The 23,738-nt window shown below is 45.9% G+C and carries 23 protein-coding genes, 1 tRNA gene and 1 riboswitch; of the genes, 16 read left to right on the forward strand and 8 right to left on the reverse strand.

What is annotated here, in order from left to right:
- Positions 1–7: 7 nt before the first annotated feature.
- The 4 genes from H70357_RS11210 (at position 8) to H70357_RS11225 (ending at position 2,687) form a co-directional block, all read left to right on the forward strand.
- The gene (locus H70357_RS11210) at positions 8–466 is read left to right on the forward strand and encodes an SMI1/KNR4 family protein (RefSeq protein ID WP_038599265.1); all 459 of its coding nucleotides are present in this window, start codon (positions 8–10) and stop codon (positions 464–466) included.
- A gap of 267 nt (positions 467–733) precedes the next feature.
- Positions 734–1,237 (forward strand): hypothetical protein, encoded by a 504-nt coding sequence (locus H70357_RS11215; RefSeq protein WP_038589120.1) that lies wholly within the window; start codon positions 734–736, stop codon positions 1,235–1,237.
- Between the two features lie 36 nt (positions 1,238–1,273).
- A complete protein-coding gene (imm48, locus tag H70357_RS11220; protein WP_038589122.1) occupies positions 1,274–1,711 on the forward strand; it encodes an Imm48 family immunity protein in 438 nt (145 codons plus the stop codon).
- A gap of 289 nt (positions 1,712–2,000) precedes the next feature.
- The gene (locus H70357_RS11225) at positions 2,001–2,687 is read left to right on the forward strand and encodes an Imm3 family immunity protein (protein ID WP_038589125.1); all 687 of its coding nucleotides are present in this window, start codon (positions 2,001–2,003) and stop codon (positions 2,685–2,687) included.
- Between the two features lie 52 nt (positions 2,688–2,739).
- Here H70357_RS11225 and nfi read toward each other — a convergent pair whose 3' ends face one another.
- From nfi to H70357_RS11245, 4 genes are all read right to left on the reverse strand, one after another.
- Positions 2,740–3,417 carry a deoxyribonuclease V gene (gene nfi / locus H70357_RS11230; RefSeq protein WP_038589127.1) on the reverse strand — a complete coding sequence of 226 codons (678 nt, stop codon included), beginning with the start codon at positions 3,415–3,417 and terminating at the stop codon, positions 2,740–2,742.
- 73 nt (positions 3,418–3,490) lie between these two features.
- Entirely contained in the window at positions 3,491–4,330 is an 840-nt protein-coding gene (locus H70357_RS11235) for a DNA alkylation repair protein (RefSeq protein ID WP_038589130.1), read from the reverse strand.
- A gap of 78 nt (positions 4,331–4,408) precedes the next feature.
- Positions 4,409–5,098 (reverse strand): Crp/Fnr family transcriptional regulator, encoded by a 690-nt coding sequence (locus H70357_RS11240; protein WP_038589132.1) that lies wholly within the window; start codon positions 5,096–5,098, stop codon positions 4,409–4,411.
- A 149-nt stretch (positions 5,099–5,247) separates the two neighbouring features.
- Complete coding sequence (locus tag H70357_RS11245; protein ID WP_038589135.1) at positions 5,248–6,135, reverse strand: fructose bisphosphate aldolase; 888 nt, start codon at positions 6,133–6,135, stop codon at positions 5,248–5,250.
- Positions 6,136–6,267: 132 nt separating this feature from the next.
- On the opposite strand from H70357_RS11245, the gene pyk reads away from it, so the two are divergent.
- Positions 6,268–7,365 (forward strand): pyruvate kinase, encoded by a 1,098-nt coding sequence (pyk, locus tag H70357_RS11250; RefSeq protein WP_038589138.1) that lies wholly within the window; start codon positions 6,268–6,270, stop codon positions 7,363–7,365.
- A gap of 115 nt (positions 7,366–7,480) precedes the next feature.
- On the opposite strand, the gene H70357_RS11255 is transcribed toward pyk, so the two are convergent.
- Positions 7,481–8,569, reverse strand: a complete 1,089-nt coding sequence (locus tag H70357_RS11255) for a low temperature requirement protein A (RefSeq protein ID WP_038589141.1) — start codon at positions 8,567–8,569, stop codon at positions 7,481–7,483.
- 305 nt (positions 8,570–8,874) lie between these two features.
- On the opposite strand from H70357_RS11255, the gene H70357_RS11260 reads away from it, so the two are divergent.
- Together H70357_RS11260 and H70357_RS11265 are read left to right on the forward strand one after the other, a co-directional pair.
- On the forward strand, positions 8,875–10,206 hold the full coding sequence (locus H70357_RS11260) for an APC family permease (protein ID WP_231578411.1): 1,332 nt from the start codon (positions 8,875–8,877) through the stop codon (positions 10,204–10,206).
- Between the two features lie 144 nt (positions 10,207–10,350).
- Positions 10,351–10,423, forward strand: a tRNA-Lys gene (locus H70357_RS11265).
- Between the two features lie 302 nt (positions 10,424–10,725).
- Here the strand turns inward: H70357_RS11265 and H70357_RS11270 are convergent.
- The gene (locus tag H70357_RS11270) at positions 10,726–11,616 is read right to left on the reverse strand and encodes a LysR family transcriptional regulator (protein ID WP_038589147.1); all 891 of its coding nucleotides are present in this window, start codon (positions 11,614–11,616) and stop codon (positions 10,726–10,728) included.
- 110 nt (positions 11,617–11,726) lie between these two features.
- On the opposite strand from H70357_RS11270, the gene H70357_RS11275 reads away from it, so the two are divergent.
- The 8 genes from H70357_RS11275 to H70357_RS11310 all read left to right on the forward strand — a co-directional run bounded on the left by H70357_RS11275 (position 11,727) and on the right by H70357_RS11310 (position 21,002).
- Entirely contained in the window at positions 11,727–12,119 is a 393-nt protein-coding gene (locus H70357_RS11275) for a tautomerase family protein (protein ID WP_038589151.1), read from the forward strand.
- A 20-nt stretch (positions 12,120–12,139) separates the two neighbouring features.
- Positions 12,140–12,466, forward strand: a complete 327-nt coding sequence (locus H70357_RS11280) for a carboxymuconolactone decarboxylase family protein (RefSeq protein ID WP_038589155.1) — start codon at positions 12,140–12,142, stop codon at positions 12,464–12,466.
- 169 nt (positions 12,467–12,635) lie between these two features.
- Entirely contained in the window at positions 12,636–14,717 is a 2,082-nt protein-coding gene (locus H70357_RS11285; RefSeq protein ID WP_052091977.1) for a serine hydrolase domain-containing protein, read from the forward strand.
- Positions 14,718–14,819: 102 nt separating this feature from the next.
- Complete coding sequence (locus H70357_RS11290; protein WP_038599269.1) at positions 14,820–15,503, forward strand: response regulator transcription factor; 684 nt, start codon at positions 14,820–14,822, stop codon at positions 15,501–15,503.
- Entirely contained in the window at positions 15,500–16,543 is a 1,044-nt protein-coding gene (locus tag H70357_RS11295) for a sensor histidine kinase (RefSeq protein WP_038589159.1), read from the forward strand. Before H70357_RS11290 ends, H70357_RS11295 begins: the two co-directional genes overlap by 4 nt.
- Positions 16,544–16,644: 101 nt before the next feature.
- Positions 16,645–17,430 (forward strand): ABC transporter ATP-binding protein, encoded by a 786-nt coding sequence (locus tag H70357_RS11300; protein ID WP_038589163.1) that lies wholly within the window; start codon positions 16,645–16,647, stop codon positions 17,428–17,430.
- Positions 17,408–19,333, forward strand: coding sequence for an FtsX-like permease family protein (locus H70357_RS11305; RefSeq protein ID WP_442950461.1), 1,926 nt, complete (start codon positions 17,408–17,410; stop codon positions 19,331–19,333). The genes H70357_RS11300 and H70357_RS11305 overlap by 23 nt, the downstream gene beginning before the upstream one ends.
- Positions 19,334–19,769: 436 nt before the next feature.
- The gene (locus tag H70357_RS11310; protein ID WP_038589169.1) at positions 19,770–21,002 is read left to right on the forward strand and encodes an RICIN domain-containing protein; all 1,233 of its coding nucleotides are present in this window, start codon (positions 19,770–19,772) and stop codon (positions 21,000–21,002) included.
- A gap of 125 nt (positions 21,003–21,127) precedes the next feature.
- Here H70357_RS11310 and H70357_RS11315 read toward each other — a convergent pair whose 3' ends face one another.
- Both H70357_RS11315 and H70357_RS11320 read right to left on the reverse strand, forming a co-directional pair.
- Entirely contained in the window at positions 21,128–21,493 is a 366-nt protein-coding gene (locus H70357_RS11315; protein WP_052091978.1) for a VOC family protein, read from the reverse strand.
- A gap of 46 nt (positions 21,494–21,539) precedes the next feature.
- A complete protein-coding gene (locus H70357_RS11320) occupies positions 21,540–22,319 on the reverse strand; it encodes an SDR family NAD(P)-dependent oxidoreductase (RefSeq protein WP_038589173.1) in 780 nt (259 codons plus the stop codon).
- 302 nt (positions 22,320–22,621) lie between these two features.
- Here H70357_RS11320 and H70357_RS11325 point away from each other — a divergent pair, with 302 nt between their 5' ends.
- Positions 22,622–23,290 carry a TetR/AcrR family transcriptional regulator gene (locus H70357_RS11325; protein WP_038589176.1) on the forward strand — a complete coding sequence of 223 codons (669 nt, stop codon included), beginning with the start codon at positions 22,622–22,624 and terminating at the stop codon, positions 23,288–23,290.
- Between the two features lie 281 nt (positions 23,291–23,571).
- Positions 23,572–23,665, forward strand: a riboswitch (cyclic di-GMP riboswitch).
- Positions 23,666–23,738: the final 73 nt, after the last annotated feature.

Here is a 23,738-nt window from a genome sequence, read left to right on the forward strand (position 1 = left end):
GAGTTTTGTGAACATAGAATTTGAGTCAACGTTTAAACCAATTCAACATCAAGAACTTATAACTTTTGAAGAAACGTATAGTCTTGTCTTGCCAGATGATTATAAGAATTTTTTAATGTATCGTAACGGAGGTAAGACAGTTCGAAGAAGATTTGAAACAAGAGATCAAAAAATAACATCGTCTATTATGTTATTTCTGCCACTTAGCAATGAAACGGAGTGTAATCTAGAAGACTATTATAAAAAATATAATGGTGGAGCAATAATCCCTCCTAACTTTATTCCTATTGGAATAGACCCTGCAGATAGTCTAATATGTCTTTCTGTTAATGAGGAGGATCAAGGGAAAGTTTATTTCTGTGATATGGATTATTTCGAAGAGGACAATGAGTTGAGACCAGAATTCATTAAACTAGTATCTTCAAGTTTTGGTGAGTTTGTAAATTCTCTCTACCAGCCAGAATGATTCCAAAGATCCGCTTCGATAACAGTCACAACACAGCATTTATGGAGGTAACATGTTCAAGAGTGAAAAGATTAAAAATTACTTCGATCCTTTAGCACTAAATCTATTGAAGGAATTTGGACGTTAGAAGTGTATTTTAGTCTGGCAGACTTACTCCGCTCGGAATTTGAGTTGAGGTAAGTCTTTTTTTGCAAAGCGTACCAAGCGGACCACTTTCACAGACAGAAAACTATTAATAATATTGATGGAAAGCGGGTTTAATCCTAAATGAAAGAGATAATAGTTAGTCAAGAGTTATTAAACGAGTTTGAGAATATTCAGTGGTTTACAAATTGCGGTAAACAAGCAGAAATAGATTTACTATGTTCGGTACAACAAGTTGATGGGTGGGAGAAAGCAGAGGAATTTGACGAAAAAGATGAATGGGAGGAGGTAATATCAAAGAGTAGGGATAATCTTGCAGATTTTATTATGAGGAAATTAGGATATAGTGTTAGGAATTTCAATTCAATTGTTGCTGCAGTAAGAGAGTCACAACAGTATAAAACAGCCATAGCTAAACTTTATGATAGTGTTGAAGAGCGGAATATAAAAGAAGAGTTCGGTGATACATTAAGTTGGTTATTGCTTAATGCAGGTATTGAACGTGCGTTTGCCGGGTTTAAAGGCTGTCCAAAGTTTTTTAGCGAAATGCTAGAAGTTCTCAAACTCGGGCACTGTCCATGTGGATGGATGGGAAGATGGCCCAAAGGTACGTTATACATATACTAAACCCTTATTAATATATTTTATGATAGGAGATAGAGAATGACTGACTTTTTAAGTGAGCATAAATTTGAAGGATTAAAAGTAAATCACGTATCACGTGAACTAAGACTTTTTTCAAATGAACTATTTGAACTCATCGGAATTAGATTTGAAGATACATCTGAGCTTGAGAGGCAGGTTATTGCAGCATTTTGTTTTGGTGCACTAAATGCCATTGTTCAAAGGGACGAGTTAAACCAACCACAGGCTCATGCTCTTATAGTAGCATTACTAATTAACGAGTTTAAATACAGTGAAAAACAAGCAGTTGATTTTGCTGAGGATTTAATTCATGCAACACATAAAGAATATCATCCTGTAATGAATGCAATAATTCATAGAGGAATAGATGGCCATTATCAGTATGAGAAAAATATGCTTGATGATTTGAGATCTAATATACTAGAGGTTATTAATACAGTAAAAAAGAAAGCATAAAAAATGCATCAATCATAATTTGTATGTATTAGATTAACCTTCTATAGAATGAACTTAAAGACTACACAAAAGGGCAAAAGTAACGGAGGGGAATTTTGGAACTGTAGGAGCGATAGCGACCGCCTTTGTCACCGGATTTCCACCGCATAAAGCGGGTTGAATCAAGAAATTTGGGGACAACAGCGGCCGGAAGTCCAAATATTCACCGTAGTTACATCCTTGCCAAAATGGGGGATATTACACCTTGCGAATTAATCATCCGTACGGTGAGAATAAAGGAGACAGATAGGTGAGACGAAATTATGAAGCATTATTTGGTGCGTTTTATGAAATATATTTTGATTATAAAAGCGAGAAGATGAGCAATGCTGAAGCCATTGCCTGTACAGCTGATGCATATTTTGGTGTACAAAGTAGAGGGGAAATGGAGAAGGCTGTTGTATATATTTCAGAAGGAAGAATCTGCTTAACGCATTCAAAAATATTCATTAAAGCAAAAGAAAGAATAGTTGAGGCTTTAAATTCTTTAGATTTACATAAGCTTCAAATTGAAACAACTCCAGATGAGTATAAGGACATATTAGAGCGCAGAGATATGGTATTAGATGAAATTGATAATATTCCAGTAGATTATAGCCCCTACACAAGATGGTACTACCATGAAATGGAGAAAGAAGTTAAGAACTACTTTGGGATCATTGTTAATGAAGTGGAAAATAAAAATGAAATGATAGAGAAAGTATTGGAGCGTTTTGAACGTGAATGTACGAATACGCTTAGCGAAAATATTGTTGTTAAAACTACGCTTGTAGAGTTACTAATTAGATATGATATTAAGGGAAATGAACAATTTGTAGAAATCACAAAGGAGCTGGAACAGTTCGATATAAATGATGTAGGTGCACAGTTAACAGAAAATGAGAAGGTAGATCTGTCTATCCGAATCAGCAACTTGTTGATGTTAACCAGGGGTTAGAAAATGAAGACAGGATAACATATTCAGGGCGGTAATCCGCCCTGAATAAAGTTTATTCGATACTTGCTAAAGCCTTTTTAACAAGTTGGTCTGACTGACGTGTTGTCTCTGGCAAACGATAATCGGGTGATAGGTGTAGAACCCATTCACAAGCGGTATCTAATGAAATACGATGACCAGTGGAGACGAAGATAGGCTTAACATTATTCTGTGTTCTAAGAACATTTCCGATAATCTCTCCTTGATCTTGCAGTGGTGAAATAGATCCTCTTGTTAAATTGGGTTCATCATACTCTCCTAATAACCTGGTTTTTCCACAACCAATTGTAGGAATATCAAATAGAACACCTAAATGACTGGCCAGACCAAATCGCCTCGGATGGGCAATCCCCTGACCATCACAGACAACTAACTGAGGAGAGGTCTTGATCTGCTTAAATGCTTTAACTAAAGGGGGAAGTTCCCTGAACGAGAACAGCCCTGGGATATAAGGGAACTGAACAGAATCTTCAACTACCACTGATTCTACTATGTTTAATGAGTTTGCTTCTAAAATGACTACTGCGGCGATCAGCAAGTCACGTTGTTCACTATATGCGACGTCTACTCCAGCGATATAACGAATTTCAGCAAATTGATCTTCTTTTATAACTTTTAAGGATAACTTTTGCTGTAATATTATTGCTTCCGTTTCGGTTAGAATCCATGAATGATTTAATATTGGTTCCATGTTGTATCCCTCATTTTCGAACATTAGAATATACAGAGATTTGTTTTTAGAAAATGCAAACTGCGTCACTGCTTTACTTACGCGTAAGGGTCCGTTTCGCCCGCTCAGTAATACGTTTCGTTTCCTTTGTGTCAGAGCCCTCCAGCCAGTCGGAGCATAGCTGCAGCACCCAATCCGGCTGGCTTTTGCTGGCGTCATTCAGCCAATTGGCCACCGAGTCCTGCACATATTTGACCGGATCGGAACGAAGGGGTTCAAGGAGCGGAAGCCCCTGTGCCGGGTTTTCTTTCAAGGCTTGTATATGTTTTGCCCAGACGCCTTGGGGACGTGTCGACTCCACGGCAAATCTGCGGATATTTGCGTCCTCGTCCCGGACCCATTTCGCCAAGAGGGTGATGGCTGCCTCCAGATTGACTGAGATGTGGGCTCTTACGGCCATCCAGGCAATCTCACGCACTCCAAAATGGGAATCGGCAGCAAACGGGCGGATATGCTGCAGTATACCGGCAATATCCATATCTGGAGTGACTCCGACGACATAAGCCGCCCAACAACGGACGCTGTCGGAGCGGTGTGACGCCAGCATGGCGAACAATTGGCCACGCCCGGTCTCAGGCAACTCGCTCAGCAGGCGATGCCACTGCGCTGCAATGGCCGGAATCATCTTCATCGGCTTGTCTTCTTTAAGCTTATTTAAAGCTGGCAGCATTACCTCTGCTTCATGTGAAAGACCGGAAGTGTTCAGCACAATGGACAATAACGCCCGGTGATCCACTGCCAGCCATTCTGTCAGATTAACGCTCTCAATAAAACCTTGATTTAAGAGTTCCAGCACATTTTGCGGAATATCCGCCGCCTTCTTGGCGCCTTTGCGATTTAGGATATCTGCGGGAAGTGAAGCCGTTTCGTTCATCAAAAAAAACCTCCTCATGGGTTGCTTTCCTTAAAATACCCTGAGCAAGCGCATGGAGGATGTAATGCAGATTACAGCTTAAAGACGATCTGATATCAACTTCTCAAGTCGCTCCGGATGGATGCGGACCGTTTTAAAGCCTGTCTGGACCAGGCCGTCCCTGTTCCATTGCCGCAAGACGCCGCTTACTGCCTCACGGGTGGCTCCAACCATATTGGCGAGTTCCTGGTGAGATAAGGACAGGTTGATCCTCGATAATCCGTCCTGCTCTTCACAGCCGAATCTGCGGGACAAACGCAGCAGAATATGCGCAAGCCTAAACCGCAAATCCCCAAGTGCCAACTGCAACATCAGACTGCCCATTTCATTAAATTGGCTGCTTAACGTCTGTATCAGGTTCAACATGAAACGGGGCCGGCTCAGCAGGAACCCTTCGAAGCGGTCTTTATTCATCAGACAAATATCGCAATCATCCAGCGTGTCTACAAAGAGCTCTCTTGTCCCCAGCGAGATGCCGGCCATTTCGCCAAAAACATTTCCTTCACTCAGAATATCGAGCGTAAATTGCTTGCCGGTGCTGCTCAGCTGGTAAAGACGAACCTTGCCCTTTTTGACAAAAAACAACCCTTCTGTAAATGTCGACGGTGTCTGGATCAACGTATTCGCCGGGACTGCTGTAATGGAAGTCATCTCCTCCATCTCCATTAAGTCCTCAGTGGACAGATTATTCAGAAGATTAAACTGGGATAAATACTGGATGCTATCCATGGATCCTCCTTGGTATGTAATTGGTACTACCATACCATAATCGAGCCAAAGTTCCGACGAAACAAACTATGTAAATCACGGCTCTGCCATATAAATGAACCCCGGGCTGCATAAAAGCCCGGGGTTTATTTTGTGTCCGATAGCCACCCTCAGGTAATGGAGGCTTCGTAGATATCCTTTGTAGATTTTGCGAGCAAAGCATTGAATTCATCGTCCGATAGCTGATCGCTGAGCCCTTGCGATAAAGCGCGGGAGAAGCTGGCGATCAGTCCATGGTTATGTGCCAGCTTGTCATTGGCTTCAGCTTGGGAATAGCCTCCAGACAAAGCCACGACCCGTACCACATGCGGATCTTCAATCAAATCGCTGTAGAAATTGTCCTCAGTTGGTATGGACAGTTTTAGCATGACTTTTACATCTTTGCCAAGGGCGGATAATTGAGTGGAGAGCTCATGTTTTAAAAGCTTCTCAGCTTGTCCCTTATCTGCGCTGTGGATATCCACTTCCGGTTCGATAATCGGCACCAGACCATAACCTGCAATTTGCTTAGCGATGGTGAACTGCTGTTCGACAACTTTTTGAATGCCTTCGGGATTTGCTTCCTTAATCAGCGAGCGCATCTTGGTCCCGAAGATGTTTTTCTGCACTGCGCGCTTCAGGAGGTCATCCAATCCGGGAATAGGCTTCATGAGCTGAACCCCATTTTCAAGTTCGTCCAGGCCTTGATCGATTTTCAAAAAAGGCACAACGCCCTTCTCTTCCCAGAGATAATCGGCGGTTAATTGCCCGTCAATGAAGCGATCCATCGTGTTCTCAAAAAGAATAGCACCCAAAATGTGCTTGGAATCAAACGCTGAGCTCTTGATAATACGTGTTCTCATTTCGTGAACCCGTTCAAACATCTCTTCTTCATTGGAATAGCGGTCTTCCTGAATACCGTATTGCAGCAGTGCTTTAGGCGTGCTTCCACCGCTTTGATCCAAAGCTGCAATGAAGCCCTTTCCTGTGTGAATCCGGTCCAATTGTTTCGTATTCATGGTCGTTTCCCCTTCCCTTCCATAAAGTGAATGGTAACTGTTTCAATCATGTATAGTTTAGTTAGATTAAACGAACAATGCAAACTAAAGGAAAAGACAGGGAAGCCAATCAAGTATGAGAGGTGAGTTCACATGAGTATTGATTTGATCTGCACGATAGGTCCGGCTAGTTCTTCTCCTGCTGTTCTCAAGGAATTGCTGCTGAGCGGGATGACGACTGCCCGGCTCAATATGTCGCACGGGAGCCATGAAGAGCATGAGCGGGTAATCGAAGCTTTGCGTGCAGCAGCTGCCGAATCGGGACAGCCCGTACGGATAATGGGTGACTTGCAGGGACCGAAAATCCGTCTGAAGAACGTAAAAGGGGACGCGATTCGCTTAGATGAGGGCCAAACGTTTATCCTTGACCAGTCTGATGAACCGGGGAGCCGGGAACGCGCAGCGCTCGATAATCCTGGTGTAATGGAAGATATTTTACAAGGAGCGACTATTTTAATCAATGACGGGGAAGTCAAGCTTGAGGTGACGGACAAGCATCCGTCTAGGATCACTACAAGGGTTATAGTCGGTGGAATGATCGGCAGCCGAAAAGGCGTTAATCTTCCAGGAACGGTACTTCACTTGCCGGCCATTACGGAAAAAGACAAACGGGATCTTCAGTTTCTGCTGGAGCATCATGTGGATTGGATTGCGTGTTCCTTCATCCGTGAGGCGTCGCATTTGGAGGAAATTCGAGAGTATGTAGCTTCACTGGGGAAATATAGTCAACCTGGCCTTATTTCTAAAATCGAAACTATTCATGCCGTGCGTAACTTTCCATCCATCATGGAGGCCTCCGAGGGAATCATGATTGCGCGCGGAGATCTTGGCGTGGAGCTGCCTTTTGAACGTATCCCCTTTATTCAGAAAGCGATTCTTCGCGAGTGCAGCCTGTCGAAGACCTATGTAATTACGGCCACCCAAATGCTGCAATCCATGGTCGATCATCCGGTTCCGACGCGCGCAGAGGTAACAGATGTCTCTCAGGCCGTAATGGACGGGAGCGATGCCGTGATGCTGTCAGCTGAGAGCTCGGTTGGTCATTATCCTGTGCAGAGCACAAGAGCCCTGAATACGGTAGCCCAATTTGCAGAGAACATGCGAGAGCAAGGGAAAAACGGTTTTTCACTGGAGGAGATTTGCTCCGAGTCCCTATTTGATAATCTGTATAAGGGACACATAAATAAATAGCGGCTGGCGGAAATCGTCCCGAGAATCCGAAGGCGAACTAAGCAGCGGGTCTCCCGGTTATTGGAGATTCGCTGCTTTGTGTTTTCGCTCAACCGCCGTTTAGTGATAACCTACTTCAAGCCGTTGCTTTGGCAAATATGATGAAGAACAACATCAACTCGCCTAATATAAGATGTGGAGAGGCCGCTATAAATAGGTCCAGGGTAAACAGGGCACAAAGAATGCCGGTTAACAGAGTAACAACGGTGAAGCTGGGTCTAAGATGATTGAATTTGTACTGATAGAGTATGAACATCACGGAAATATAATAGATCAGCACAGAGCCAAAGGCAAAACAAAGCATAAAGACGTACTCCAATTGATCTATAAAGAGAAGTTGTATGGAAGCGGCAATCATACTGAGTGAAAAATAAATAAACAAATGCCCGTATATGAGGCTCTGTCCTGCTGTTTGTTTCGATTTGTCTACGTGCTTCTCCACATTCTCGAAGTATTGCCACCAGATGGCTATCACTAATAAAAAAGCCAGGGCTGCAAATAAAACAGAAGATCCTGTGAATTTATAGGATTGCAGGACAGACAGCATGCTGACTACCGACTCACCAAGCAGAATCAGGGTGAACAACGCAAATCGTTCTAATAAATGCGCAGTATGAATAGGCGTCTTGACCAAAATCTTTCGTCCGAGCAGAGGTACAATAATGTCCACAGCAATGCCTGCATATAGAAACAAATACCGTACTGAGGAGTCAAAAAAGAGGGAAACGCAGGAGATAACGATCCCCAGCCCAAAGGAGGCTCCTAAGAATCGGGCTGTTTTCTGCTTATGTGCAGCCTCTGTCCGCGAAGAGAGCACATACTGGACGGCGGTTAAGCTCCTTAAACCGATATATCCGACAAAAAACGGCAAATAATTCGCATCAAAGTCCACATCAAGACTAGCGGTCATGATCAAAACAAAAAACAGCTGCACGATCATAAAGAGCCGTTGCGCATTGCTGTCACGGCCGAATCGGTTGATGTATACGGATTGCCCTACCCAAGCCCACCAAATCGGAACGAAAATCAGGATGAATTTCACCAGATGCTCAACGGAAATACTGTTATGCTCGACATGCAGTAATACATGGGTAGCTTTGGAAACAGCAGCTACAAATAACAAATCATAAAAAAGCTCTAGCCAAGAAACCTTTTTCTCATGCATTGTTAGGAAGCCCCCTCAGATTCTGCAGAATAGGTGTGGAGACTGGTGACGTTTCATCAGAATATATTAGCACACAATTACTTAAAAAATAAGCAAATATTTAGACCCTTTAGCGTATCCGTTATTAGAAGAATCAGCATACGTAATTCCCGATAAATTCCTTATACACCTTGCGGTTTCGTGATGTGTTTTTTACTGTTATGTCGTAAACTATATATACGTGATTTTCGCGTAAACCCGGATGAACCGGTGAAGCTGCTGCGGTTCCCCAATACATATAATACAACCGGGAGATCTATAATTTCGTGACAGGAAGGACTTTTAACTTCACTATGAATACGAAGCCGCTGACAAAAAATGTAACATTCATTGAAGCTCTGGCCATTGTGGTGGGGATGATCATCGGATCGGGGATTTTTCTGAAGCCGGGTATTGTGCTGAATCATGCCGGTACGCCATGGATGAGTATTTTGGCCTGGGGGATTGGAGGAATCATTACGCTGGCTTCGGCGCTGAGCGTGGCGGAAATCGCAGCCGCCATTCCTAAGTCAGGAGGGCTCTATACTTATCTAGGTGAACTGTACGGCGGGGTGTTCGGTTATTTGCTGGGTTGGGTGCAGGCTGTAATCTCCTATCCGGCCTCTGTTGCGGCGCTGGCGATAGCGTTTGCCACATACTCCGGATACTTTTTGCCGCTCAATCACTGGCAGCAGAAGCTGCTGGCGGTGTCCATTCTGGCATTCATTCTCCTCATGAATGTCATTGCCACCAAATTCGGCGGTATTATTCAGACGGTTGCGACTGTTGGGAAGCTGATTCCGGTTGCAGGTATCGTAGGAGTAGGTTTATTCTCGGATTTGGCTCCCGGCTTTGGAGGGATTGGAGCTACTGCGACCGGTGCAGGCTTTGGGGCGGCGGTTCTGGGCACATTATGGGCCTATGACGGTTGGATCAGCGTGACCAATATGGCAGGAGAAATCAAAGATCCGGCCAAGACTCTGCCGAAGGTCATCTCCATTGGTGTGATGTTCGTGATCGCCGTTTATGTGTTGTTCAATATTGCAATTTTCAAGGCGCTGCCTTACGATCAGATCATTTCTTCCCAGACTCCTGGGGCTGATGCAGCCGAGGCTTTGTTTGGCAGCGGCGGCGGGGCTTTCATTACTGCGGGGATTATCGTGTCTGTACTTGGTGCGCTGAACGGGTATTTAATGACCGCGGCGCGGGTGCCTCAGGCAATGGGGGAGAAGAATCAGATTCCTTTTTCCCGGGTACTCCGAAGCATCCATCCCAAGTTCCAGACTCCAGCCAATGCGCTCATTTTTCAAAGTGTGCTGGCGGTCATCTATATTTTCTCGGGCACCTTTAATACGCTGACGGATTTGCTGGTGTTTGTGTTGTGGATTTTCTTTACAATGGGTGTGTTTGGTGTGTTCATCTTGCGTAAAAAACTGCCGCAGGAGAAAGGACGTTACCGTGTGCCACTCTACCCGGTTACCCCTATCCTAGGGGTGGCAGGCGGGATCTATATTCTGGCCAGTACGATTGTCAGTGATCCGCTGCGTTCCCTTGTGGGTATCGGCATTACGCTGGCCGGACTCCCGGTCTACTATGTGCTGTCCCGCAAAAACCGGTAGTTTTAAAATAATGAAAGAACTCGAGTAATTATTTTCTTGACATAAGCAATATAAAGTTATATGATATTAAAGCGTCTTTTGAAGATGATTTCTTTTTTTGAAAGATACCAGTCTAGTGGAATTCGAATAATTAGACATCTATTTGGACTCTTAGCTCAGTTGGTAGAGCAGTTGACTCTTAATCAATTGGTCCAGGGTTCGAGTCCCTGAGAGTCCATCACAGAAGAAACGGCAGAGATGCCGTTTTTTCTGCTGTTCGGGTAGCGGAGTGGCTTTTATTTGGTTTGAATCGTGGTATAGTTTGGATAGAAAAGACGTACAATGCAGAGAGAGCCGTGCGTCAACACGACTCTCTAGGCAATAGCCGCTTTTAAGGGCGGCGGCTTTAAGGTATTACGGGCAGAGATAGACCGCATCCTTTGGACCAGGGCGGTCGGCACATACAAAGCGACTCCAAAGCTCTTGCTCTTATCGGACAAGCGCACCAAACACGTCAAATATTGACGTGTTTTTTTGCGTTTAATTTCGGCGTCGATCATGCTCCAGTTCTTCTTTTATATATTGCATCAAAAGCTTCTTGGAAGAGGAGATATACTCATCATTGCGTGCTTGCAGCAGGCCGACCGGAATGGCGGAATCCTTCAGTTCAACTTGGATTCTCACAACATTTGGCGGTAATGGCGTAGAATCGAGAACGGCTCCTATGGAGGAAGGGATTTGCCGGACGAACCCTGCAATGGCTGAGATTTGACTTACTGTATACAGAAAAGGAGTTTCAGTGTAACGGGAAAATTGCTTCGATAACCGCGAATAATATAAACAGGTAGTTCCCCCGGATATGATTGGATAACCCAGTAATTCTTCAAAAGGGATTCCGTCTCTCCCTACCAACGGGTGGTTGTCCACTGCGATGAAAGAGATACGCTCGTTGTACAGTGGCTCAAAGTGAAACGAAGCCGCTTCGGCAGGTTCTCCGCATATGGCAAAGTCCAATACATTCTGAAGCAGTGAACGGGACAGAGAGGCTGTGTTCCCGATTACGAAGTGGCAGGATACATTGGGCTTATAGTCTCGGAACCGCTTCAGCGAGTTTGGCAGTACCTGTTCTGTTAATGATTCCAGTCCTCCGATACTTAGAGTGCCGATCTCCTCTTTTTGCAAAGCTTTGGCCTGTTCTGCTACATAGTTCCAATGTTGAATCAGCTTGTCGATCTCTGTTGCAACTATTTGCCCGGCAGCGGTAAGCTCTGAATCCCAGCCTCGTTTGAAAAGCTTGATGCCCAGTTCCTTCTCCAGCCGCTGAACCTGGTTCGTAATCGTAGATTGTGCGTAGTTCAGTTTTGCAGCGGCTTTGGAGAAGTTTCCTTCTTGAAGGATAGTCTGAAATGTAGTGAGTTCCTTTAAGTCCATAGTCTATATCTCCATCGGATAAATTGAATTTTTATATCATTTAATTCAATTATACAGAATAAGTGATGGGGAGTACAATAAGGATAAATCGCTAAAGGAGTGAAGTGAACATGCCATTCGTCAGGGTAAGTTACTTGGAAAATAAATACGATGCGGAGCAATTACCCAATATTAGCCGTGATATCATGAGTGCTCTAGTTGAGCATTTTAACGTACCTGAGGATGATTTTTTTCAAGTATTCCATGCACACAAAGCAAGTGAGTTTTACTATAGTCCGAATTACTTGAACATAGAGCGAACGGATGGACTGCTCTTTATTCAAATCACGCTCAAATCCGGAAGAAGCACGGAGCAAAAAAAGAGTTTTTACAGCAAGTTGGCTCAACTGTTGTCGAACACCCTCCACATCAGGAAAGAAGACGTCTTCGTCGTGCTGGTCGATACGGAATTTGAGGACTGGACGTTTGGTAGTGGCATCGCACAAATGATTGAACGTCCATAGAAGGAAAGGAGGGGATTGGAATGAAGCATCGTAAAATTGCATCGAAAGCCCTTGAAACCTTTGGGGAGATTGCCCCAGCGTTTGCCCGCTATTCGGAAGAAGTGTTCTTCGAGGAGGTATGGCGGAGAGAGCAATTATCGCTTCGGGAACGCAGTCTCCTTACGGTATCGGCGTTAGTCGCTGGTGGACTTACAGAGCAGTTGCCCTTTCATATCCGTCTGGCCCGGGAGAACGGTCTATCCGAGGAAGAATTGATCGAAGCGATAACTCATCTCGCTTTTTACGCGGGGTGGCCGCGCGCCGCAACTGCGATACAGGTGGCTAAGGATATTTTCCAAGAAAACTAGAAAGTGATTCCCAAAGTGACAACAATGTAACAAACCCCCTCCTGCTTATCACCTGGATCGAACGACAGGATTTGCGCTTAACCATACAATTAATGTGTTGGTTGGAACTGCCTGTTCGATCTGACTTGGGTTAAGCCCAAATTTAAGGGAAGCAAGGAGAGGATTTTCGTTGAGTAAGAATAAGAATAACAAAACCCGCCGCACGTCCGGCATGCTGGCCGCTCTGCTGATGTTGACTCTTGCCGGTGAAGCAAGCGCGTATGCTCAGCCGTCTGAGCCATCAGATCATTTAGCCTCGGTCCAACAAGTTGCCGCACTCAGCAGCGCTGCCCCGGGAGATTTAAAGAACGGGCCCCGTGATGCGAAGGAAGTTGAGGCGTTTCTTGACGCATTTTTTGCCCGGGATGCCATCAAGCAAAAAGCCGGATCGGCTGCGGTCTCTGTTGTTCAAGACGGGAAGGTGCTCGTCTCCAAAGGTTACGGCGTAGCTGACAAAACGTCGAAGGCACGGGTTGATGCTAACCTGGGTACCTTCCGGATCGGCTCCGTTTCTAAAGTATTTACAGCCGCAGCTATTATGCAACTTGTCGATCAAGGGAAAATTTCGCTTCAGGACAACATTGAAAAGTACCTGGATGGTTACAAAGTAACAAATCCCTTCGATACACCGGTAACGATAGAGCATCTGTTGACGCATACGACCGGTTTTGAAGTACGCGAACCTACGGATGCCAGCTATTTATTTGACCCTTCCCAGAAACCTATTTCATTAAAAGAAAGCATCTACGATGTGTTCCCACCTGTTGTTCGCAAGCCGGGAACGTCCTATATGTACGATAATTTTGCTTCCAGGCTGCAAGGATACATTGTGCAGAAGGTAAGTGGAGAATCCTTCGGGAGTTATGTGCAAAAACATCTGTTTAAGCCGCTCGGTATGACTTCAAGCAGCTTTAGCATGACCAAAGATTTGACCCGCCGGCTTGTAACTTCTTATGATGCGGAGGGCAATGCTATTCCGGTGTATGGTTTTTCGCCGGGTGAATGGCCGGAGGGCAGCATGTTATCGACCGCCTCCGATATGGCATTGTTCATGAAAGCTTTTCTGAATGATGGCCGTGCGGCGGACGGTACGGTTATCCTGTCACCTGAATCGGTGAAGGCGATGTCGGCTTACCAGATAGCCATCCATCCGGATTTGCCGGATATGACATATGGCTTTGAATCGCCCGTGCTTCCGGCCAAAATGAAGGGTGAAACAGTGATCTCCAAAGGTGGCGACATTCTGGGCTATAGTTCGCTGCTGTGGATTCTACCTGACCGTAAAACGGGTGTTTTCGTTTCTTACAATACGAATCAGGATTTGCGTAATGATCTGTTTACCGCTTTTATGAATCATTATTATGCGAGTGGCAAATCGCCGTATGAAGCGAAGGGTTTCAAGGTACAGTCCGCGGAAGATCTTGCCAAGTTTGAAGGCCTGTACTCCGATTTGCGGATTAAACTACTGACCAAAGTCGAAGTGGCAGGAGATGGCACTCTAAGGGTGAGCGATATGCTCAGCCGTCACCAGTTGAAGCAGACCGGCGAGCTGCTGTTCGTTGATGAGGAGGGGAATCCTCTAGCCTTCAAGGCGGATGCCGAGGGCCGTATCCTCTATATGAAATACTCTAATTTATTCAGCTATGCGGCCAAAATACCGGAGGATCCAGCCGAATTCCCGGATGTATCGGCCGATCATCCGTATGCAAGCTACATTCTTAGCTTAAAGTCACTGGGCTTCTTAACGGATGATTTGTCACAGCCATTTGAGCCTACGCAAACGGTCACCCGTGGAGCGTTCATCCATACTTTTAACGCGATATGGAGTATCCCTGAATCTTCAAAACCGTCCGCATTCAAGGATACTGAAAATTCTCCCTACCGAAAGGATATTCAAGCCGCTGTCGAGGCTGGTATGCTGAATGGAACGGGGAGCGGATTGTTCGAACCGGACCGTCCGATTCTTCGCGAAGAAGCTGCGGCTATCGTCTGCCGCTTGCTTACTGTAACGGGAATTAGGGTGCCGGATTCCACGGCTGTCCTTGCACCGGGCACGTCGAAATGGGCTGCCGATGCTGTCAGCTCTGCGGTCATCTGGAAGCTGCATGGACCGGAGGTGACCGAGTCGAACGGCATGTTCGATTACGGCTCTCAGCGGGCGTTGAACAAGCAGGAACTGGCGGCTTTGCTGTTCACGATGCTGCTTCCGTAATAAGTTCATTACAGTGGGGGGCGATTCATTTGCCTCCCCTTTTTGTATGGAAGCACGGAATGGTATGATGAAGGAGCAACAGCCGGAAGGGAGTTCGCCGATATGGATTTTAATATATTTATTATCGAAGATGATGAGGCCATTTTTGCTTCCTTAAAGGAACGATTGGAGCAGTGGTCGTTTCATGTCACGGGACCGGAGCGATTTGATGATGTGATGAGCACCTACATTAAAGTGCAGCCCCAGCTGGTCATCATAGATATACAACTTCCAATGTATGATGGTTTTCACTGGTGCCGGGAGATTCGGGCAGTGTCAAAAGTGCCGATTCTCTTTCTATCTTCGCGCGATCATCCGCTGGATATGGTGATGGCGATGAATATGGGGGCGGACGATTATATTCAAAAGCCGTTTCATATAGACGTGCTGCTCGCGCAAATACAAGCGATTCTCCGCCGGACCTATGCTTACAGAGAGGAAGCTGATGACCTTATCGAATGGAACGGCACCATTATTGATATGAAGCGTGGCCTGATCCGCAAGGATGGGCAGGACGTGTTATTGACCAAGAACGAATTTTTTATTCTGGTGGTGCTCGTCAAGGAGAAGGATAAAGTGATTTTACGCCAGGATCTGATCCGCAAGCTGTGGGATGATGAGACCTTCGTCAACGACAATACGCTGACAGCGAACATAACGCGGCTGCGTCAAAAGCTGGCGCTTTTCCAACTGGAAGAAGCAATTGTAACAAAAAAAGGGCTTGGATATATGGCGTGTACGTTATGAGCGGGAAACGTTTATTCCTCCGCTATCTGTATGACAGGAAAAGCTGGATTGTGTTCTTCCTGCTCTCATTGTTATTTGTAGATTTGCTGATCTGGATCGATAATGGTATTTCCATCCGGGGCAATTCGATGCTCTATTTAAACCTGCTGCTAATTCTGGCGATGATCGTTTTCCTTGGGTGGCGTTTTCGCAAAGAAACGAGGTATCCGCGAGCGCTGGTTGAACTGGCTGAAGGGATCCATGAGGATTGGGTTGAAACCTTGCCGTCAACTTATTTGTATCAGGAGGAAGCGACGAACCAGCTCTTACGGGCAGTGGACCACTGGTACTGGCATAAAATATCGAAGAGCCATTCTGCCCGATCTATGGAGCAGGATTATATCGCTGCCTGGGTGCATGAGGTAAAGACGCCGCTGACTGCAGTGAAATTAACCATCGATACCAACAGAGACCATCCGGCGATGCGTAAAATCGAATCGGAATGGCTGCGGATTCATTTACTCATCGACCAGCAATTATACATTTCGCGTTTGCCGACACTTGAAGCTGATTATGTGTTGGAACAGACGGGAATTCAGCGGCTTGCTGCACTGGAAGTACGTGAGCTTAGCTCCTGGTGTATGGAGAAAAATATAGCTGTTGAGTTTGAAGGCGAAGAGACTTTAGTTAGAACGGACCGCAAATGGTGCCGTTTTATTATTAGGCAAATATTGACGAATGCGGTTAAATATAGCCCGGACGGCGGAATGATTGTGCTGTCTACTACAGCCACTGAGGATGGGCCTGTCAGACTGACGATTAGAGATGAAGGACCGGGCATCGCCGCACATGACTTGCCGCGTATTTTCGATAAAGGCTTCACCGGAGGGAACGGCAGACTGCAAAATGCGGCAACTGGACTGGGGCTCTATTTAGCTCAAACTGTTGCCGACAAAATCGGGATTAGGTTAACGGTAGAGTCGGAGCCCCAATCAGGAACGGCCATGCAGATGACCTTCACCGCGATCAATGCGTTCGAATCTGTCCGGACTTCAATATGATAATATTGTCACGTAGAACCTCCTGCTTGTCATCTGATACGGGCGACGGGCATGGCCTGTTTCTCTAAAATGAAGGTTATATCAGAGTGGAGGCTATGGAGATGAATCAAAACAATGGGCTGAGAACCGTACTGCATGCGCAGGAAGTCCGTAAATCATTTGGTGTCAGGGGAAATGTTCAGCAGGTGCTGAAGGGCATCAACCTGCGTGTAGTGGAAGGTGAGTTTGTCGGAATCATGGGGCCGTCCGGGTCGGGGAAGTCGACTTTGATCAAAGTGTTGGCGACCATTGATAAAGCGACGGAAGGCAAAATTCTCGTCGAAGATACGGATGTCTCGATTATGAAAAACACCGAATTGTCTGCTTTTCGGCGCAGGAAGCTGGGCTTCATCTTTCAGGATTACAACTTACTTGATACGTTGACGGTAAAAGAGAATATCCTGCTGCCCCTTTCCCTCGATAAGATGAAGAAAGCAGCGGTGGAGGCTGATTTTCAGGCCATGGCTGCAGATCTTGGCATCGGGGAGATTGCCCATAAATATCCGAATGAAATTTCCGGGGGGCAGCGGCAACGGACGTCAGCTGCACGCGCATTAATCCACCGGCCCTCCATCGTATTTGCGGATGAGCCGACTGGTGCTTTGGATTCGAAGGCGGCCTCCTCTCTATTGGGAATGCTGGAGGAGCTTAACGGGCAGCACAATATTACCATTATGATGGTGACTCATGATCCTGTGGCCTCGAGCTATTGCAGCCGCGTAGTGTTTTTGAAGGACGGAATGCTGTATTCCGAATTGTACCGTGGCAGCAAGACACGGCAAGCTTTCTTCAAAGATATATTGAATGTGCAGGCCGTGCTCGGGGGTGATCATATTGACACTGTTTGAGTTGATTATCCGTGGTGTGCGGAAAAATATTAAAAATTACTACTTATATTATTTTGCACTAATTTTCAGTACAGCCCTTTATTTCGTGTTTGCCACATTGCAGAATGACTCATCGGTAATGGCAGCATCATTCGGCGATATTCCATTTACTTTGGTGTTTGATGTGGCCGGAATTTTGGTGCTCACGATTGTGGATGTATTCATGATCTACGCGAACAGCATTTTTCTGAAACGCCGCAGCAAGGAAATCGGGCTGTATCAGCTGGTGGGGCTGACGCACAGCGCGGTAGCAAGGTTGCTCATCACGGAGAGTGCGCTGCTGGGGATGGGGGCGCTCCTGATCGGAATAGTTGGGGGAGCGCTTGTGGCGCGGATTTTTATGCTTATTCTGATGAAACTGATCGGTATAGAAAGCGTTGTAACCCTCTCTTTCTCGAGTGGAGCCGCCTTGCAGACCGTCATCGTATTTACTGTGCTTATCGGCCTTACCATGGTACAAATGCTGTTCAAGGTTTACCGCTCAACGCTGCTCGATCTATTCAAGGCGGACAAGCAGGGCGATTATCCGCGAGAGCCGAAGACTGTTCTGTCCGCTTTGATGGGGCTGCTTGGTATTGGACTGATCGTTACAGGCTATCTGCTCTCCAGCCAAACCCTCGGCCAGAATCTGTTCCAGCAGGTGCTTGTGATTCTTGCCTCGACCATACTTGGGACCTATTTGCTGTTTCGTGTGACGATAGGCTGGCTGTTCTTCCGGATACGAAAGGGGAAGGATGGACAGCTTGGGCTAAAAAACAGTTTGTCGCTAGCCCCGATCATGCATCGCATGAAGGGGAATGCGAACTCGCTCACTCTGATTACCATTCTATCTGCGATGACGCTGACGATGGTAGCCATCTCTTATTCGCTGTACTATTCGGCGGAGAGTGAGTCTAGAGCAATGCTGCCTTACGACTTTATCTTTGCCAATAATGAGCGGGCTGCGAAGTCATTTCGTGTTGAACTGGAGAAGGACGGAATTGCGTTTGCTCATCGACCGGTTGAGGCTGTCCGGCTGCCTGGGACGATCGGTAAAGGGCAAGGGGACGGACGCAGCCTGTTGTTGCTCGCGGCAGAACAATTGCAGGCAAGCGGTGCAGACATTATTGTCCCAGGACAGGGGGAGGCCGTCTGGTACACTGGTCTCAAGAAGGCGCTAAGCAAGCAGCCGTTTCCGGTTACTTTTCCACAAGTTGTTGATTTCGGGGCAAGTGGGGTTCACGCCAACATACAATTAACACGGGGAAATGATCGCTATGCCATGAATTTCAGCTTACACGGCCATCAGCTTGTGATGCCGCTGGCCTCGATAAGGGCTATTCGTGAGCAAATGCCATCTTCGCCTGCATATGAAGCGATTGTGATCGACACTTACCAAATTGCGGATAAGAATGAGCGTGCAGCGGCAGCTGGTATCTATGCGAAATATGTCAAGGAAGAGGGAGGCAATCCCGATTTCGATAGCTTTTATAAAGGGTCGCTCCGGAAATTCGGGCTGATCATTTTCATAGCAGGTTTTCTCGGCCTGATCTTCCTGATCTCCACGGGCAGTATTCTGTATTTCAAGCAAATGACAGAGGCGGAGCAGGAGAGGGATAGCTATACGATTCTGTGGCAGCTCGGATTCGGAGAGCGTGAGATCATGGGCGGCATTATCCGCAAGCAGATGTTTGTATTCGCGATACCGCTTGCGATCGGGCTTTTGCATTCCATCTTCGCCGTAAAAGCGGCTTCTGCGCTGTCTTTATCTAACCTCACCTTCCCGGCAGCTATTGCCATGTCGGTATATACGCTCATCTATTTTCTGTTCGCTGTGCTCACTATTGTTTATTATCGCCGGATTGTGAAGATGTCTCAGCATTAAGGCTACTAAGTTGTGCGAGCTCCTACATTATATCCACTATTTTTTTGAAAATTGGACAAAATTTAGGTAGATTAATGAACCGAAACCGGTTTATAATGGATTTATACAAAATGTTTGCGCTTACATATTTTCCTGTGAAACTACCCCTGTAACGAAGACAACAGGCGTTTATATACGATTATACGAAACCGGTTGGAATAACAATAGTCTGAGCCGATTCGACTCCCCCCCTCCAAAGGTGTCAGCACCTATACAGTGTGGAAAACGCTTATTTATGCTCTGGCTATTCCGGGTTTCAAATGTGCGGAGCGCGCGCCGTGCATTGAAATAAGAGAAAATAAGTGAGGTGATATTACTGGGCTGATCAAGGGTAGACTGTTACCGTCTGTTTTCCTGCGTCCTATTAAAACTTTCATTTTAAGAGGAGGGAAAGATGATGTTGAGAAGGGGAAAAGTTCTGGTTCTATTACTTCTGTTCACACTCTTGATTTCTTTAGTACCCGCTGGGCATTCAAATGCAGCTTCTAACTGGAATCAGGTATGGAGCGACGAATTCGACGGGAATTCTCTGAATACTGGCAATTGGTCTGCCGAAGTTAACGGCGATGGCGGGGGAAACAATGAACTGCAGTACTACACCAACCGTGCGCAGAACTTGAAAGTTACCGGGGGGAATCTCGTCATTACTGCACTAAAAGAATCCTATGGCGGAAAGAATTACACCTCTGCAAGGATAAAGACACAAGGATTAAAAAGTTTTACCTATGGAAAAATCGAAGCGAGAATCAAGTTGCCCTCAGGGCAGGGGATATGGCCGGCATTTTGGATGCTTGGAACGAACATCGATTTGGCGCATTGGCCTCAGTGCGGGGAAATCGACATTATGGAACGTGTAAACAATAATGCCTTTGTTAATGGCACAGTGCATTGGGATGCCAATGGACATGCTGAGTATGGACAGGTATCCGGCAATCTGGATTTTTCCCAGTACCATGTCTACAGCATTGAGTGGGATGCAAATTATATTAAGTGGTTTGTAGACGGCAACCAATATAATGCCTTCTATATTGAGAACGGAACTGGAAATACGGAAGAATACCAGAAGCCATTCTTTATACTGCTCAATCTTGCCGTGGGCGGAAATTGGCCGGGCAGTCCCGACAATTCAACTCCATTCCCGGCACAAATGCTGGTTGATTATGTACGCGTGTATCAGGCGTCCACTTCGCCAAACATCGAAAGCGGCAGTATTTATACCTTAACAAACAAGGCGAGCGGCAAGGCGCTGGATGTAGTGGACGTTTCCACAGCAAGTGGAGCTAAAATGCAGCAATGGACCAATTACACTGCCAATAACCAGAAATTCAAGGTAGAGAGTACGGGTGACGGATACTACAAGCTTACAGCAGTGCATAGCGGAAAAGTATTGGATGTCCCAAACTCAAGTACTTCCACCGGTGTACAGCTTCAGCAATGGGATGATAATGGTTCCAATGCCCAGCGGTGGAGAATCGTGGATGCGGGAGGTGGGTACTTCAAACTTGTTTCCAAAGTGAGCGGATTGGCCATAGACGTATCCGGATCTTCTACGGCAGATGGGGCAGTGGTCCAGCAATGGACCGACAATGGAACTGATGCTCAGAAGTGGTTGTTTACCAAAGTTAACTAACACCCTAGCAGGACACTGAAGCAAATTTGTCGAATGCCGTGCCCCGTTTCGGGTAATTTATGAATCTTGTGACGGGGTGCAGCTTTATTGCTTCTGCTCCATAGGGAAAAGACGAAAACACAGGCTTAGCTGTGCTCTGCAATCTGTACCTCGAAACCGTCCGGATCCAGTACATAAAAGAACGATATGCGTGGATTCGGCGTGATCGGACCACGCGCTACCGGGATACCCTGGCTTTTGAAACTCTCTATTGCCTCATCCAGTGACGCCACCTCGAACCCAATGGACACACCGCATTCCGGCTTCAGAGCCGGGTCGCTTCCCTGAATAAGCTCGATCTTGGGCTGCCCCTCCGTGCCTAACATAACAATCTGTCTTCCTCTGCTCTCAAATCTGCGGTCAATCGGAAGTCCCAGAATGCTGTGATAAAAATTAAGGGATGCCTCCAGATCCCGCACCCTGAGCGTAATCCAATTCATGCTCAATATCATGTATCCTATCCCCTTTTTGTGGATTTTCTATTTTGTTCATTATACGCTATTTTGGGGCAAGCATGTTTCCAACAATCCGCAGACTCTGCTTTCGGGTAACGAATCTGGACAACTGTGCTCCGAGGTAATTTTGCGAGCCTGGAACAGTGTATATCTTCTTTTTCGCGAGTGAGCGCAGCGCAGTCTCAACTACCTGCTGTGGAGTTGCTTTCTTCCCGACTGAAGCATCCTCTGTCCCCACGACGGTGAAGAAAGCTGTATCTGTAGAACCGGGGCAAAGTGCAAAGAACTGGACTCCACGGTCACGATTCTCCCACCATAATGCGTCTGTAAAGGACAAGACAAAAGCTTTGGTTGCCCCATACACAGCCATATAGGGGAGCGGCTGAAATCCTGCGGTGGACGATACATTGATCACAGTACCAGAGCTTCTGCGCAGCATATCCGGCAAGAATAAATGAGTCATATTTACGACGGCAGCAACATTCAACATAATCTCCTCATGCTGCCGCTGGCCTGAGATTTGCTCGAACCTCCCATGAGTGGCAAATCCGGCATTATTGACCAGCAGCTCAATCTCAAGTTTCAACAGCTGGCATTGCTGGAACAATTCGCTTGGTGCACTTGCTTCCGTAAGATCCATAGCTATGACTTTGACTTTGATGTTATAGCTTCTTTCGAGTTCCGCTGCCAAGTCATCGAGTTTGTTCTTAGATCTGGCTACGAGAACCAGATGGCTTCCTTGTTTAGCCAGCTGTATTGCAAATTGTTCGCCAATGCCGGAAGAGGCACCTGTGACTAGCGACCATTTTCCTTGAATATTCATAAAATTACTCCTCCTATTAAAACGATGTATTCGTTAGGAAACGATGTTACCGATTGTGCGAAAAAAATTACTTTAAACGTAGTGCCCAAAGCAATATTAGCTTGTTAGTTGGTAACAGTGTTTCCTATTGAAATCATAGTAACCTGCTGGCTGGAGAAAGTCAAACCTTCTTTTTTTAAAATTTGCAAGAAGATATGTGCATGTATGATTGACTTTGTGGAATCGACTGTATAGAATGCGTGGTATATGATTGGAAACTGCGTTTCCCGAGAATAACAACATAACTAAAGAAGGCGATTAAGTTGAATGAACCTAATAATTTTGCTGACGCAAGCAATAGAAAGCTGACAACCTACCAGGAAGCCCGCTTACAGAACACAGCTAGTCTTCGTCAACTCGTAGTTGATGCAGCAGCCTTTATTCTTCAGGAAGAAGGGCCGGAAGCTGTCACCGTGCGAAAAGTAGCTCAGAAGATGGGTTGCTCGACCAAGATCATCTACAGTCTGTTTGCTAATAAAGAAGGTTTAGCCCAGCAATTATATCTGGAGGGCTGCAAAATACTCTCGAGCGAATTTGAGAGTGCTTCACAGTCAGAGGATCTGCAGCAGTATTTAATTAATCTGGCAGAAGTGTATTGGGAATTTGGCCAGCGCTATACCAGCTACTATAAATTGATGTTTGGGGGAGCATTTGCAGATTTCAAACCGGATGAGCAGAGCATGAAAGGCACTGTTACTGCTATGCGGCGCTTGTTGTCCGTGATTGTCAGCGCTAAAGAGCAAGGCCTAATTGCTGGTGATTCAAATGCGGAATTTATTGTAGGTACGATTTGGTCCTCTCTTCACGGAGTGATTCACCTGCACATAGGAGGACATTTGGGAAGTGTCGCAGCGTCGCACGCAGTGTATAAAGGAACGGTAGCTCTACTTGCAAACTCGCTGTTTGCACCTGCAGCCGCAGCCAAGCATTAAAGCAGGAGTAGTTAGTGAAATCCTTTATATAGGGCCTGGGTTCGAATCCTGAGAGTCTATAACACAATTAAACGGCAGAGATGCCGTTTTTTTGTTTCTAAATTTGTTTTAAATCTTTACAAATGTCGAAGAATGAGGCCTATTTCCGAAAAAAGGAAAAGGTATATAAGTAAGGGAGAACTAGGACTTATTAATTTAATAGGGATAAATTCCGATAAAGAAAGAGTCCTGTACAACTAAAGTCACACCTGCATACCCATAACGGGACAGAAAAACCGAGTTTGAAACAAAGGCAAATCCGTACGAAAGTCGGAGACGCAAAGCCACGGGTCTACTTCATCCAAAGGAGGATGTTAAGACAGCCGGGCCGCTCAAGGCACTTGGTTTTTTGGCGTGCCTACAAATAGCGCTGGGGGAGAGAAGTAAATGAGGTTTAGAAGGAAAGGGA

The organism is Paenibacillus sp. FSL H7-0357 (assembly GCF_000758525.1).
In the GTDB taxonomy this organism is placed as follows: Bacteria; Bacillota; Bacilli; order Paenibacillales; family Paenibacillaceae; genus Paenibacillus_AQ.